Consider the following 15731-nt stretch of genomic DNA (forward strand, 5'->3'; position numbering starts at 1 on the left):
CACGAGCTCCCGCTGCCTCGGCAAGGAGCGCAGTACCGGGACCACGCGCGCTCGCAGGCCTCGCCGGAGGCGCGAGCGCGGGCCGAGGCGCAGCTCGACTACTGGGCCGAGGAGCTGGCCGGCGCGCCGGCGGCCCTGGCCCTGGCGACGGACCGGCCGCGGCCCGCGGTCCAGACCTTCGCCGCCGCCGACGAGGCGCGCGTGCTGCCGGGCGAGCTGACCCGCGCCCTGGCCGGCTTCGCCGCCGCGGCGGACACCGACCTCGACGTCCTCCTGCTCGCCGGGCTGCAGGCCGTGCTGCACCGTCACGCCCGGCAGGACGACATCCTCGTCGGCGCGCCGCTGGCCGGCCGCGGCGACCCGCGGTTTGCTCGCGCCATCGGTTACTTCGGCAACCCCGTGGTGTACCGCGGGCGCTTCGCCGGCGACCCGCCGTTCCGCGAGGTCGTCCGCCGGCTCCACCGCGCGGTGCAGGAGGGCCGGCGCCACGGCGACGTGTCGTTCAAGTCGGTCGTCGAGCGGCTCGCCCCGGCGCGGGACCCCGGACGGACCCCGCTGTTTCAGGTCCTCTTCCACGTGCGCCCGCCGGCCGCCGCCTCGCGCGAGGGCGCGAGCTTCACCCTCACCCCGGTCGACATCGACCTGCGGCACGTCGCCTACGACCTCGTCGTCACCGCCCAGGCGATCGCCGGCGGCGACGGCCTGGTGCTGCGCGTCGAGTACAACCGCGACCTGTTCGACCCCGGCGCCGCGGCCGGCCTGCTGGCCCAGTGGGAGGTGCTGCTGCGCGGCGCGCTCGAGGACCCGGACGCCGCGGTCTCGCGCCAGCCGCTGCTGCTCCAGGGCGAGCGCCGCCGCGTCGTGCGAGCCCTCGACGCCCGCGACGCGCCCGCCTTCCGCGGCCCCGATCGCCTGCACGCCCGCGTCGAGGCCCACGCCCGCCGCGACCCGGCCGCGCCGGCGCTGCGCTTCGCCGGCCGCAGCATCGATTACGGCGAGCTCGATCGCCGCAGCAACCAGGTCGCCCACCTGCTGCGCCGGCTCGGCGTCGGCCCCGACGTGCTCGTCGGCGTGTGCATGGAGCGCTCGGTCGACATGATCGTCGCCATGCTCGCGGTGCTCAAGGCCGGCGGCGCCTACGTGCCCTTCGACCCGACCCACCCGCCGCAGCGCCTCGCCTTCATGCTCGCCGACGCCGGCGTCCCGGTGCTGCTCGCCACCGGCGATTGCCTCGGCTGGCTGCCGGAGCGGAGCGTGCAGGTCGTCGACTTCGCGGCCGACCGGGCGCAGCTCGACGCCGAGCCCGAGCACGCCGTCGCGCCGCTCGTCGGCGAGGGCCCCGACGCCGTCGCCTACGCCATGTACACCTCCGGCTCGACCGGCCGGCCCAAGGCCGCCTACGTCACCCATCGCAACGTCCTCAACCTGGTGGTCGACACCGATTACGTGCAGGTCGAGCCAGGCGACCGCGTGGCCCAGACCGCCAACGCCTCGTTCGACGCCGCGACCATGGAGATCTGGGCCGCCCTGCTGCACGGGGCCGAGCTCGTCGGCGTCGCGCGAGAGACCGCGCTCGCGCCGGCCCGCCTGGCGCAGACGATCGCCGACGAATCGATCGGCTTCATGGTCCTCACCCCGGCGCTGTTCGCTGCGGTCGCGCGCGAGGTCCCGGGGGCGTTCGCGCCGCTGAAGACTCTGGTGTGCGGCGGCGACGTCCTCGACCCCGAGGCCATCCGCCGGGTCCTGGCCGCCGGCCCGCCGCGCCACCTGATCAACGGCTACGGGCCCACCGAGGCGACCGTGTGCGCGACCTGGTACCGCGTCACCGCGCCGCCGACCGCCGGCGTCGCGCTCCCGATCGGCCGGCCGGTCGCGCGGGTCGCGGTCTACGTGCTGGACCCCCACGGCGAGCCCGTCCCGCCCGGCGTGTGCGGCGAGCTCTGCGTCGCCGGCGACGGCGTCGGTCGCGGCTACCACCGCCGCCCCGAGCTCACCGCCGAGCGGTTCCCCCGCGACCCGTTCGCCGCGCGCCCCGACGCGACGATGTACCGCACCGGCGACCTCGGTCGGCTGCGCCACGACGGCCAGCTCGAGTTCCACGGCCGCATCGATCAGCAGCTCAAGATCCGCGGCTTCCGCATCGAGATCGGCGAGATCGAGGCCGCGCTCGCGGAGCAGCCGGGCGTGCGCCAGGCCGCGGTGATCGCAGTCGAGGTCGCGGGTGACAAGCGCCTGGTCGCCTACGTCGCCGCCGACGCGGCCGACGACGCGCTCGCGCGGGCGCTCCGCGGGGCTCTGGCCCAGCGCCTGCCCGAGTACATGGTCCCCGCCGAGTTCGTGCTGCTGGACGCCCTGCCGGTCACGCCGAACGGCAAGCTCGACCGCGCCGCCCTGCCCGCCCCCGACGCCCGCCGCTTGACGGCCGGCCGCGAGTTCGTGGCCCCGCGCTCCGAGCTCGAGCAGTCGCTCGCCGACATCTGGCGCGAGCTGCTCGGCCAGCCGCAGGTCGGCGTCCACGACGACTTCTTCGCGCTCGGCGGCCACTCGCTGCACGCGGTGCAGCTGTTCTCCCGCCTGCGCGCGGTGTTCGGCGTCGAGGTCCGCTTCCAGGAGTTCTTCGGCCGCTCGACCGTGGCCGAGCTGGCGACCCTGATGCGACGGGCCCGCAGCGCCCCGAACCTCGCCGGCGCGATCGCCAGGGCGCCGCGCGGCAAGCCGCTGCCGCTGTCGTTCGGCCAGGAGCGCCTGTGGTTCATGAACCGCCTCGCGCCGCAGAGCCGGGCGTACAACTGCATGTACCCCTATCGCCTGAGCGGGGCGCTCGACGTGGCGGCGCTGGACCGCAGCCTGCGGGCGCTGGTGGAGCGCCACGAGATCTTGCAAACCACCTACGCGGAGATCGACGGCCGGCCAGTGCAGCGCGTCGACGCATCGACGCAGCTCCGCCTCACGGTCACCGACCTGCAGCACCTCGCGCCGGCGGAGCGCGAGGCCGAGGTGCGGGCCCAGCTCGACGCCGAGGCCCAGCGCCTGTTCGACCTCGAGCGCGGCCCGCTCTTCCGCGCCGGCCTGCTCAAGCTCGGCCCCGACGAGCAGGTGTTGTGGCTGCACTTCCACCACCTGACGATGGACGGCTGGTCGACCGAGCTGGCGTTCCGCGAGCTCGCGGCGCTCTACGCCTGCGCCTCGCAGGGCCTGCCCGACGACCTGCCGCCGCTGTCCGTGCAGTACGCCGACTTCGCCGCGTGGCAGCGCGAGCGCGCCACCGACGAGGCGACCGCGCCGCTGCTCGACTTCTGGAAGCAGGCCCTGCGCGGCGCCCCGCCGCTGCTCGACCTCCCGGGCGACCGCCCGCGGCCGCCGGTCCAGAGCTTCGAGGGCGCCGCGGTGAGCTTCGAGCTGGCGCCGGCGCTCACGCGAGCCCTGCGCGACCTCGGCGCGCGCCAGGGCCTGACCCTGACGATGACCCTTCTGGCCGCCTGGGCCGCGCTGCTGCACCGCCACGCCCGCGTCGACGACCTCGTGATCGGCATGCCCAGCGCCAACCGCGACCGCGTCGAGCTCGAGCGGACCATGGGCTTCTTCGTCAACACTCTGGCGATCCGCGTCGACCTCGCCGGCGACCCGACCGTCGCCGAGCTGCTGGGCCGCGTCCGCCAGGTCTGCCTCGCCGCCTACGACCACGACGCCTTGCCGTTCGAGCGCCTGGTCCAGGAGCTGCGGCCCGCCCGCGACGCCGGCTACAACCCTGTCGTCCAGGTCGCCTTCGCCCCGCAGCCGCCCGCCGGCCGCACCCTGCAGCTGCGCGGCCTGACCTCGCAGCACCTCGCCGCCGACGCCCGCAAGGCGATCTTCGACCTCTCGTTCTACTCGTGGGAGAGCGCCGGCGGGGTCGCCGGGATCTTCGAGTACTGCACCGACCGCTTCGAACGCGCCACGATCGAGCGTTTGGTCGGCCACCTGACGGCCCTGCTCGCCGCGATGGCGGCCGACCCGGCCCGCCGTGTGTCCGCTCTGCCGATGCTCACCGACGAGGAGCGCCGACTGGTCGCGGCGTGGAGCGCCGGCCCGGCCATCACTGCAGATGCAAGCACCGCCGACGACCGAGTCGAGCCGCGGAGCGGCGATGCCGATGCAAGCACCGCCCGCGATCGACTCGAAGCCCGTGGCGATGCAAATGCAAGCACCGCCCGTGATCGACTCGCGCCGCATGGCGGCGGTGCAGATGCAAGCACCGCCCGCGACCGATTCGAGTCCCGTGGCGGTGATGCGAATGCAAGCACCGCCCGCGACCGATCCGAGCCCCATGATGGCAATGCGAATGCAAGCACCGATGCACGCACCGCCCTCGACCTGTTCGAAACCCAGGCCGCGCGCACTCCCCAGTCTGTCGCAGTCGCCACCGACGCGCGCGCCCTGACCTACGCCGAGCTCGACCGCCGCGCCAACCACCTCGCGCACCGCCTGCGCGCCCTCGGCGTCGCCGCGGAGGCGCGCATCGGCGTGTGCATGGAGCGCTCGCCCGAGCTGGTGGTCGCCCTCCTCGCGGTGTGGAAGGCGGGCGCGGCCTACGTCCCGCTCGACCCGGAGGGCGGCGCCGAGCGCCTGGCCTTCATCCTCGCCGACGCCGGCGCCCCCGTGCTGCTGGCCGGGCCGCGGGTCGAGCTGCCCGGCTACGCGGGCCGGGTGCTGCGGATCGCCGACGACCGCGAGCTCGACGAGCGCCCGCCGCCGCGCCGCACCGGCCCCGAGTCCCTCGCCTACGTCGTCTACACCTCCGGCTCGACGGGCCGGCCGAAGGGCGTGCTGGTCGAGCACCGCGGCCTGACGAACCTCGTCGCCTGGCACGTCCGCAGCTTCGAAGTCGGGCCCGCCGACCGGGCGACTCTGGTGGCCAGCCCCGGCTTCGACGCGTCGGTGTGGGAGATCTGGCCGTACCTGAGCGTCGGGGCCAGCCTCGCGGTGCCGGCGGCGACGCTGCGGCTGTCGCCCGAGGAGCTGCGCGACTGGCTGGTCCGCCGCGCGATCACGATCTCGTTCCAGCCGACTGCGATCGCCGAGGAATTGCTGCGCCTGCAGTGGCCCGCGCGCTGCGACCTGCGCGTGCTGCTGACCGGCGGCGACCGCCTGCGCGTCCGGCCCGGCGCCGGCCTGCCGTTCGCCCTGGTCAACAACTACGGCCCGACCGAGGCCGCGGTCGTCACCACCTCGGGCCTCGTCCCACCGCTCGCTCCCGGCGAGCCCGCGCGCGAGCCGACCCTCGGCCGCCCGATCTCCGGCGCCCGCGTCCACGTCCTCGACCCGCACGGCCAGCCGGTCCCCGTCGGCGTCCCCGGCGAGCTTCACATCGGCGGCCGCGGCGTCGCCCGCGGCTACCTCGGCCGCCCCGAGCTGACCGCCGAGCGCTTCGTCCTCGACCCGTTCAGCGACGTCCCGGGCGCCCGCATGTACCGCAGCGGCGACCTCGTCCGCTGGCGCGACAGCGGCGAGCTCGAGTTCCTCGGCCGGCTCGACGAGCAGGTCAAGATCCGCGGCGTCCGCATCGAGCCCGGCGAGATCGAGGCGGCCCTGCGCGAGCACCCCGCGGTCCGCGACGTCGCGGTGGTCGCCACCGAGGACGGCCCCGCGGCCAGGCGCCTGGTCGCCTACTTCACGCGCGCCGCAGTCGACCTCGTCCCCGACAGTGACTCGCACGCCGAGCACGTGTCGGCCTGGCGCGCCCTGTACGACGCGACCTACGGGCGCGAGCGCGACCGCGTCGACCCGAGCTTCGACATCGTCGGCTGGAACAGCAGCTACACCGGCTCCCCGTACGACCCCGCGGCGATGCGCAGCTGGCGGGACCGCACCGTCGAGCGCCTGCTCGGCTTCCGCCCCGCGCGGGTGTGGGAGATCGGCTGCGGCACCGGCCTGCTGCTGCTCCCGCTCGCGCCGGCCTGCACGGCCTACCTCGGCACCGACTTCTCGCAGCAGGCCCTCGACGCCATCGCTTCGGCCCTCGCGCCCGCCCTGGCCCACGTGACCCTGCAGCGCCGCGAGGCCGCCGACTTCACCGGCGTCGCCGCGGAGGGCTTCGACCTCGTCGTCCTCAACTCGATCGCCCAGTACTTCCCCGACGAGGCCTACCTGCGCGCAGTGCTCACCGGCGCGGTCCGCTCGGTGGCCGCCGGCGGCGTGGTGTTCGTCGGCGACGTGCGCAGCCTGCCGCTGCTCGCCGCCTTCCGCACCTCCGTCGAGCGGGCCCGGGCCGCCGCCGACACCCCGGTCGCCGCGATTCGCGAGCGGGTCCGTCGCGCCGTGGCCAGCGAGGAGGAGCTGTGCGTCGACCCTGCGTGGTTCTTCGCCGTCGGCGACGAGCTCGCGCGGATCGGCCACGTCGAGGTGTGGCTCAAGCGCGGCCGCGGCGACGACGAGATGACCCGCTATCGCTACGACGCCGCCCTGTTCGTCGGCGACGCACTTTCGACGGTCGAGCCGGAAGTCACCCTCGCGTGGACCGACCTCGCCGCGCTCGAGCGACGCCTCGCCATTCGCGACGTCGCCGCGCTCGAGCTGCTCGGCGTCCCCAACGCCCGCGTGGCCGACGACGCCCGCGCGGCCGCGGCCCTGCAGGACAGCGCCGGCGAGACCTTCGCCGAATTGCTGACCCGCACCCGCGCCCCCGCGATCGAGCCCGAGGCGCTGTGGCAGCTCGGCGAGCGGCACGGCTGGACCGTCCGCATCACCTGGTCTCAAGGACATGGCCCCGGGGCCATGGACGTCCTGTTCGAGGCCGCCGCCGACCCGCAAAGACCGCGGGCCTGGCAGCGCACCCGGCCCGTCTCCGACCCCCACGCAACGCTGGTCCACGCGCCGCTGCGCACGCGCAGCACCCAGGACCTCGCCCCCGCGCTGCGGCGCCACCTCGCCGATCGGCTGCACGACGCCATGATCCCGTCCGCCTTCGTCCAGCTCGACGCCCTGCCGCGCACGCCCCACGGCAAGCTCGATCGCCGCGCCCTGCCGGCCCCGTCGAGGCCACAGCGACCGGCCGCGCCCGCGCCCGCGAGCACCGACCTCGAGGCGACCTTGACCGCGATCTGGCGCCGCCTCCTCGACCTCGCGGAAGTCGGCCTCGACGACCCGTTCTTCGACCTCGGCGGCCACTCGTTGCTGCTCGCCCAGGTGCGCGCCGCGATCCGCACCCAGCTCGGCCGCGACGTCCCGATCGTCGAGCTGTTCCAGCACCCGACGATCCGCAGCCTCGCCGCCCACCTCCGCGGCGCCGCCGAAGAGCCCGCCCTGGCTCCCGTCCCCGCCCCCGCCTCCGGCGACGCGATCGCGATCGTCGGCATGGCCGGTCGCTTCCCCGGCGCCGCCGACGTCGCCGCCTTCTGGGCCAACCTGAGCGCCGGCGTCGAGTCGATCACGGTCACCGACGAGGCGACCCTGCGCGCCTTCGGTCTCGCCGCCGCGCCGGGCCTCGTGCCCGTCAGCGGCGTGCTCGCCGACGCCTTCGCCTTCGACGCCGAGCTGTTCGGCGTCAGCCCGGGCGACGCCGCGTTGATGGACCCGCAGCACCGCGTGTTCCTCGAGTGCGCGTGGGCGGCGATGGAGCACGCCGGCCACCGCCCGAGCGGCCACCCCGGCACCGTCGGCGTGTTCGCCGGCTGCGACGCCCCCAACTACTGGATGGAGCAGATCGGCTTCCGCGGCGGGCCGCTGGCCAGCGAGCACTACCGGGTCGCCGGCGCCAACATGGCCGACGGCCTGACCACCCGCACCGCCTACAAGCTCGGCCTGCGCGGCCCGGCGATCACCGTCCTGTCGGCCTGCTCGACGTCCCTCGTCGCGGTCCACCTCGCCTGCCGCAGCCTGCTCGCCGGCGAGTGCGACGCGGCGCTCGCCGGCGGCGTCGCCATCCCTCCGCCGTCGCGGGTCGGCCACGTCCACGAGGAGGGCTCGATGGTGTCGCCCGACGGCCACTGCCGGCCCTTCGACGCCGACGCCGCCGGCACCGTCAACGGCAGCGGCGTCGCCGTGGTGGTCCTGCGCCGCCTCGCCGACGCGCTGGCCGACGGCGACACCATCCACGCGGTGATCCGCGGCTCGGCCGTCGGCAACGACGGCGCGCGCAAGGTCGGCTACACCGCGCCCGGCGTCGACGGCCAGGCCGAGACGATCGCCCGCGCCCTCGCGGTCGCCGACGTCGACCCGAGCAGCGTCGGCTACGTCGAGGCCCACGGCACCGGCACGCGCCTCGGCGATCCGATCGAGGTCGCGGCCCTGACCCGGGTGTTCCGCGCCCGCACCGACGCCGTCGGCGTCACGGCGCTGGGCTCGGTCAAGGGCAACATCGGCCACCTCGGCGCCGCCGCCGGCGTGACCGGCCTGATCAAGGCGACCCTGGCGCTGCAGCACGAACAGGTCCCGCCCACCCTGCACTTCCGCCGCCCCAACCCCGAGCTGGCGTTAGGGCGCAGCCCGTTCTTCGTCAACGCCGCGCCGCTGCAGTGGCCGCGCGGGGCCACCCCACGGCGCGCCGGCGTGAGCGCGTTCGGGCTCGGCGGCACCAACGCCCACGTCGTGCTCGAGGAGGCCCCCGCGCAGGCGCAGTCGACCTCGTCGCGCCGCTGCCATCTGCTCCCCCTGTCCGCCCGCACGGAGGCCGCCCTGGCCGCCAGCGCCGAGCGCCTCTCGGTACATCTGCAAGCGCACCCCTCTTTGAACCTCGCCGACGTCGCCCACACCCTGCGCGTCGGCCGGGTGGCCATGCATCACCGCCGCGTCCTCGTCACCCGCGACGGCCGCATCACCTGCACCGCCGAGGGCACCGCCGCCGGCGCTCCGCCCCCCGTGGTGTTCATGTTCCCCGGCGGCGGCTCGCAGCAGCTCGACATGGGCCGCGAGCTCTACCGCAGCGAGCCGGTCTACCGCGCCGCCCTCGACCGCTGCGCCGACGCCTTCCAGGCCGAGCTCGGCCTCGACCTCCGCGCCCTGCTGTTCCCCGCCGCCGACGCGCGGGCCGCCGCCGCCCAGCAACTGCTGTGCCCGTGCGAGAACCTGGCGTCGATCTTCTCGACCGAGGTCGCTCTGGCCGAGCTGCTGCAGTCGTGGGGCATCCGACCGGCCGCGGTCACCGGCCATAGCCTCGGCGAGTACGCCGCGGCCCACGTCGCCGGCGTCCTCTCCCTCGCCGGCGCCGCGGCCCTGATCGTCGAGCGCGGGCGGATCTACGAGGCCCTGCCCGCCGACGCCGAGACCCTGATCGTCCGCGTCTCCGAGGCCGAACTGACGCCGCGACTCGGCCCCGGCGTCTCGCTCGCCGCGGTCAACGGCCCCGAGGTCTGCGCCGTCTCCGGCACCCGCGCGGCCCTGCGCGACCTCGAGGCCGCGCTCGTGCGCGAGGGTCGGGAGGTCACCCGCCTGGCGATCGCCACCGCCGCCCACTCCGCCCTCGTCGAGCCGTTCCTCGGTCGCCTGCGCGAGCGGGCCGCGGCGCTGAGCTTCGCGGCGCCGCAGATCCCGATCGTCTCCAACCTCAGCGGCCGCTTCATGACCGCCGAGGAGGCCCGCGATCCCGACTACTGGGCCCGCCACCTGCGCGGCACCGTCCGCTTCGCCGACGGCCTGGCGACCCTGCTCGCCGACCCGGGCCGCGTCTTCATCGAGGTCGGCCCCGGTGTCACTCTGACCAAGCTCGCAACCCGTCACCCGCACGCCGGCGCCGACCGCCTCGTCGTCGCGGCGATGGCCCAGCCCGGCGTTTTCGACGACGACGCCGAGGCGCTGCTGGCCGCGGTCGGTCGCCTGTGGTGCGTCGGCGTCGAGCTCGACGGCGCCGCGCTGGCGGCCGGCGAGCCGCGCCGGCGCGTGCCGCTGCCGACCTACCCGTTCGCGCGCACCCGCCACGTCTACGCCGGCCCGCGCGCCGACCACGGCGCGCCGACCGACCGCCGCATCACCCTCGACCTCGCCAAGGCCGCCGACGAGCTGGCGATCAAGCTGCGACGCCTCCGCGACACCGCTCGCATCCGCGACGACGACGCCGCCCTGGTCGCCGACCTCGATCGCGTGTGCGCCAGCCAGATCTACGCCTACCTGTTCGCCGACAGTCAGCGCACCACCTTCGACCGCGGCGAGCTGCTGGCCCGCCTCGGCGTCGCCGCCAAGTTCACCCGCTACGCCGAGTTCTTCCTCCGCACCCTCGAAGAGGAGGGCGCGCTCCGCCGCGACGGCGACGTCATCGAGCTGCTGCCCGCCGCCCGCGAGCTGGCCGCGCCCGCCGACCTCGCCCGCCGCTTCGCCGCGCGTCACCCCGACGCCGGCGGCCTCCTCGCCCTCGCCGAGCACTGCGGCGCCCACTACGGCCCCGCCCTGCGCGGCGAGATCGACAACACCGCGGTGCTCCACCCCGACGGCTCCTACGCCCTGGTGCGCCCGGCCGAGGAGCTGCTGCTGCGGACCTCGCACCCGCAGCTGTACGTCCGCATGGTCCGCGACCTGGTGCTCCGCGCCGTCCGCAGCGCCGGCGGGGCGCCGCTGCGGATCCTCGAGTTCGGCGGCGGCCAGGGCCGACTCACCTGGGAGCTCGCGCCGCTGCTCGACGGCCTCGACGTCGAGTACTGGTTCACCGACATCAGCCGCTACTTCACCCTCCAGGCCGAGGAGCGGGCCCGCGAGGAGGCGCTCGGCGGCATGCGCTTCAGCCGGCTCGACCTCGACGAGGACCCGATCCACCAGGGCTACCCGCGCGGCTACTTCGACATCATCGTCGGCCTCGATGCGCTGCACGTCGCCCGCGACCTGGCCGCGAGCGTCGCCGGCCTGCGCCAGGTCCTGCGCGAGGACGGCCTGATGATCGTCGTCGAGGTCACCCGCCTCGCCACCTGGCACACCGCCCTGTGGGGCCTCGAGGAGGGCTGGTGGTCGTTCACGGACACCGAGCTGCGGCGCGGCTCGCCGGTCCTGCCGGCCGCCGACTGGCAGGCGCTGTTCGAGGCCCAGGGCTTCCGCTGCACCCGCGTCCTGCCCGAGCAAGAGGACGAGCGCACCGCCACCGACCACGTCGTGATCGCCGCCCAGGCCCACCCCATCGGCCGCGAACCCGCCGCGACGACCCCCGCCCAGCAACCCACGCCCGCCCGCGCCGGCTCCGGCCGCCCCGCCACCCCGCCGCGCACCGACCAGGAGCGCGCCATCGCGGCGCTGTGGCAGCAGGCGCTCGGTACCCCGTGCGAGGACGTGCACGCCAACTTCTTCGCCCTCGGCGGCGACTCGTTGATCGCCGTCGGCCTGCTGACCCGCCTGCGCGCCGCCTTCGGCGTCCGCCTCGACTCGCACGCGCTGCTCGAGCGGCCGACGATCGCCCAGCTCGGCGAATTCATCGACGACCAGCGGCGCGCCGCCGCGGAGCCCGACCTCATCGTGCGGCCCGCCGACAACCTCGTCCAGCTGCAGGGCGGCGGCCTGCAGCGCCCGCTGTTCCTCGTGCACGCCGTCGGCGGCCACGTCTACAGCTACGCCGAGCTGACCGGCCACCTGCAGCTCGACCAGGCCGTCTTCGGCCTGCGTGCCTTCGCGGCCGACGAGCGCCGGGCCCACGCCGGCAGCATCGAGGCGATCGCCCGCGCCTATCTCGAGCGCCTCCGCGCCGTCCAGCCCGAGGGGCCCTACCACATCGGCGGCTGGTCGTTCGGCGGCGCGGTCGCCTTCGAGATGGCCGCCCAGCTGCGCGCCGCCGGCCAGACCGTCCTGCCCCTGCTGATCGACAGCCCGGCCCCGACCCACTTCCGCGACGTCGCCGCCGCCGTCGAGGCGCGCGCCTTCCGGGTCTTCTCCGCGGAGCTCGGCGGGGCCGAGCTCGACGCGGCCGAGACCGCGGCGCTCGAGGCCCTGCCGCCGGCGGAGCGGCTGTCCGCCCTGTTCGCGCGGGTCCAGCAGTCGCGCACTGCGCCGGACATCGTCGAGGTGCGCCAGCTCGAGGAGCTGCTGCAGGTCCTGTCCGACAACATCCGCACCTGGTGCCGCTACGAGCCGCGTCACTCCCCGGGCCCGCTGCTGCAGTTCCGCGCCCGCGACCCGGCCAGCTTCCTCGTCGCCCGCGAGCGCGGCCTCGGCGGCGCCCTCGGCTGGGAGCCCTTCGCCGACGCGGTGGAGGCCCACGAGGTCCCCGGCGACCACTTCTCGATCATGAAGGGCGACCATGTTGCGCGGCTCGCCGCGGCGATGCGACCCTACCTGCGCCGCTGACCCGGCGGCACGCGACCCGCCGCGCGACATCCCTCGCCGCGGCGGTGCGACCCTCCCCCCGCCGACCCGATCATGCCCGCCGATCCTCGCCTCGATCCCGAAGCGCTCGCCGCCCTCCAGGGCGAATTCCGCGGCGAGCTCGTCGACCCCGCGCACCCCCGCTACGACGCCGCCCGCGCGGTGTGGAACGCCCGCATCGATCGCCGGCCGGCGCTCGTCGCCCGCTGCACCGGCGTCGCCGACGTCGTCGCCGCGGTCCGCTTCGCCCGCGCCCGCGGCCTGCTCCTCGCGGTCCGCGGCGGCGGCCACGACGTCGCCGGCAACGCGGTGTGCGAGGGCGGCCTCGTCCTCGACATGAGCGGCATGAAGGGCGTGCGCGTCGACCCGGCGCGCCGGACCGTGCACGCGCAGGCCGGACTGACCTGGAACGAGCTCGACCGCGAGACCCAGGTGTTCGGCCTGGCGACCACCGGCGGCCAGTGTTCGAAGACCGGCGTCGTCGGCGTCGGCCTCGGCGGCGGGGTCGGCTGGCTCATGCGCCAGCACGGCCTCACCGTCGACAACATCCTCGCGGTCGACCTCGTCACCGCCGACGGCCGGTGCCTCACCGCCAGCGCCGACCAGCACCCCGAGCTCTACTGGGGCCTGCGCGGCGGCGGCGGCAACTTCGGCGTCGTCACCGGCATCGAGCTGCGCCTGCACCCGGTCGAGCGCATGGTCGTCGGCGTCTTCATGCACCCGGCCGAGCGCTTCGCCGAGGCCCTGCGCGCCTTCCAGGCCAGCGCCGCCGCCGAGCCGGACGAGATGTGCAGCGTCCTGCTCTGCGCCGAGATGCCGGCCATGCCGACGGTCCCTCCGGAGATGCGCGGCGTCCTCGGCGTCATCATCGTCGCCAGCTACCACGGCCCGCTCGCCGCCGCCGAGCAGGCCTTCGCGCCGCTGCGCCGGTTCGGCCCGCCGACCGCCGAGATGGTGCGCGAGGTGCCCTACACCACGCTGCAGACCATGTTCGACGGCGGGCCCGCGGCCTCCTACGGCAACGGCCAGTGCATGCGCTCCGAGTTCTTCGCCGACCTGTCCGACGCCGCCATCGCCGTCGTCGAGGACCAGCTGCGCCGCGCCCCGTCGCCGATGTGTGGCTTCGAGCTGCTCCACCTCGGCGGCGCCGTCGCTCGCGTCCCCGAGGACGCGACCGCCTTCCCGCGCCGTGACGCCCCCTGGTTCGGCCTGTTCCAGTCGACCTGGAAGGACCTCGGCGACAGCGACCGCCACCTGCGCTGGACCGTCGACGCGTGGCAGGCCCTGCGGCCGTTCGCGCTCGGCGGCACCTATGCGAACTACGTCGACGACGAGCCGCAGGAGCGCATCGCCGAGGCCTTCGGCCCCGCCAAATACGGCCGCCTCGTCGACCTCAAGCGCGCCTGGGACCCGGACAACTTCTTCCGCATGAACAAGAACATCCGCCCGTGACCGGCGGACCCTCCGCTCGCTGCTGAATACTCTTCAACGCGGCGAGAGAGGCGAGCCGAACCGCCTGCTGCCTCGATTCGCGCGGCTGCGACGATTCCCTGCACCTCGCCGGCGCCTCGCCGCAATCGGCCCGGGGCCCCGCGCGGTCGCCTGTCCGGCCTCCGCTCGCCCGCCGGCCGGTACACGCAATTCCTGCTCGACGAGGGGGTCTCCTCGCCGCGGGAATGCGTTCGAGCCCCCGCTGAATTGAGGGGAGAGCAGCCTGGTTTTCGTTCACTCCAATTCTCGGGTCTCTCTATTCGAAAAATGAAGAAAAGAATACCCAGCCGTGGGAACACGACTGTCCTCTTCTCGCCCGGTCGAGACCGCCCTCAATTTACCCGTGACGGATCGCGGTCACAATCAGCGGCTGCTCACGCGCCGCGCTCGCGGCTTTCGGGGCGCGTGCGTCCACCCACGTGAAGCAGAATGCTCGCTGCGGCCCGCAGCCGGGCCCGAATCGACCGTGACGTGCGGGAGTACGTCGACGATGGCGAGGCGCGTGCAACTCGGCAGGCTCCTCGTCGGCGCCCTTCCGTCGGAGCCTCGCTCGCGCGAGCGCGAGAGTTTTTCGACATTCGACGTACCCTCGTCCGCACCTCCACCCACCCTAAAATCAAACCCGCTGCCGCCGGCACGGCAGCGACGACCGCGGCGAGTCGGGCGCCGGGCCCGCCGGGAAAAACAATCATGGTGGCGTCGCTGGGGGCTGCCCGCTATCCTGCCCGCCCATGCTTGGTAGCAATCTCGAGACTGTCTTTGTGCGAGTGATGGCGAGCCTCGGGCTCATGTTGGCGGCCTGTTCTTCGAACGGCAACGACTCGGCCGGGGTGACCGACGGCGCGACGAGCTCGTCCACCGACGCGAGCGAGACCGACGCGCAGACGACGACCGACACCACGGTCACGCCGCCCACGAGCACGAGCGGCGAGTCGGCCTCCGAGACCGGCACCACCACCACGACCACCGCGCCGACCTCGACGACCGACGCCACCACGGAGCCCGTCGACCCGAGCGAGACGACGACGACCGACCCCACGGCGACGACCACCGACGCCACCACGACGACCACGACCGACGGCACCACCACCACCGACGGCACCACCACCACGACCAGCACTACCGACACCTCGAGCACGACCGACCAGCCGCCCGACTGCGTGCCGACCGAGGACGTCGAGGTCACCTGCGACAACATCGACAACGACTGCGACTCGAACGTCGACAACATCGACGCCGGCAACGACGGCATCTGCGACTGCCTCAACATCGGCATCCTCGGCGACATGGGCTACGCGCCGAGCGCGGACTTCCAGGCCTGGCTCGAAGACCAGGGCTCCGCCGTCACCCGCACCAAGCTGCTCAACAACCCCGGCGTGGTCACCCCGGCGTTCCTCGCCAACTACGACCTCGTCCTGATCGACCGCATCGAGCGGGCGCTCAGCGCCGACGAGGCCGCCGCGCTCGAGGCCTTCGTCAAGGACGACGGCCGCGGCATGATCACCCTCATCGGCTACAACTTCGACAACCAAAACCCGGTCCCCGAGCGCGACCGGGCCAACTCCGCCCTGGCCCCGTTCGGCCTGGCCTACGAGGGCGCCTACTTCGGCGACGGCGTCATCCCGACCTTCGATCCGGTCCACCCGATCTCCATGGGCATCTCCGACGTCAACTTCGCCGGCGGCATCCAGCCCGTCGACGTCGAGAACCAGGGCACCTCGGAGGTGTTCGCCACCGTGCAGGCGTCCAACGCCGGCATCGCCCACCAGACCGACATGGAAGGCGGCCGCGTGGTCGTGTGGGGCGACGAGTGGATCACCTTCGACAGCGACTGGCAGGGCTACGCCGACGTCCAGCAGTTCTGGGTGAACATGGTCGGCTGGGCCAAGCCGAAGGACTTCTGCGGCGCCCCGCAGTGAGCCGCGAGAGAGCCGCCGCCGCGCCGACGCGCGGCGGCGCCGGTAGCGAATGACGAGCCGATCGCCCCGCCG

General features: G+C 74.6%; 3 protein-coding genes. All 3 read left to right on the forward strand.

Annotation, left to right across the window (positions count from 1 at the left end):
* Nucleotides 1–12: 12 nt before the first annotated feature.
* The 3 genes from OV090_RS42095 (at nucleotide 13) to OV090_RS42105 (ending at nucleotide 15659) form a co-directional block, all read left to right on the forward strand.
* Nucleotides 13–12231 carry a non-ribosomal peptide synthetase/type I polyketide synthase gene (locus OV090_RS42095; protein ID WP_267712126.1) on the forward strand — a complete coding sequence of 4073 codons (12219 nt, stop codon included), beginning with the start codon at nucleotides 13–15 and terminating at the stop codon, nucleotides 12229–12231.
* Between the two features lie 72 nt (nucleotides 12232–12303).
* The gene (locus OV090_RS42100) at nucleotides 12304–13701 is read left to right on the forward strand and encodes an FAD-binding oxidoreductase (protein ID WP_267710532.1); all 1398 of its coding nucleotides are present in this window, start codon (nucleotides 12304–12306) and stop codon (nucleotides 13699–13701) included.
* Between the two features lie 770 nt (nucleotides 13702–14471).
* Nucleotides 14472–15659: a hypothetical protein gene (locus OV090_RS42105; RefSeq protein WP_267710533.1), complete on the forward strand. Its 1188-nt coding sequence runs from the start codon at nucleotides 14472–14474 to the stop codon at nucleotides 15657–15659.
* The last annotated feature ends 72 nt before the right edge of the window (nucleotides 15660–15731 follow it).

The sequence above is a fragment of the Nannocystis sp. RBIL2 genome (assembly GCF_026626745.1).
Lineage (GTDB): Bacteria > Myxococcota_A > Polyangia > Nannocystales > Nannocystaceae > Nannocystis.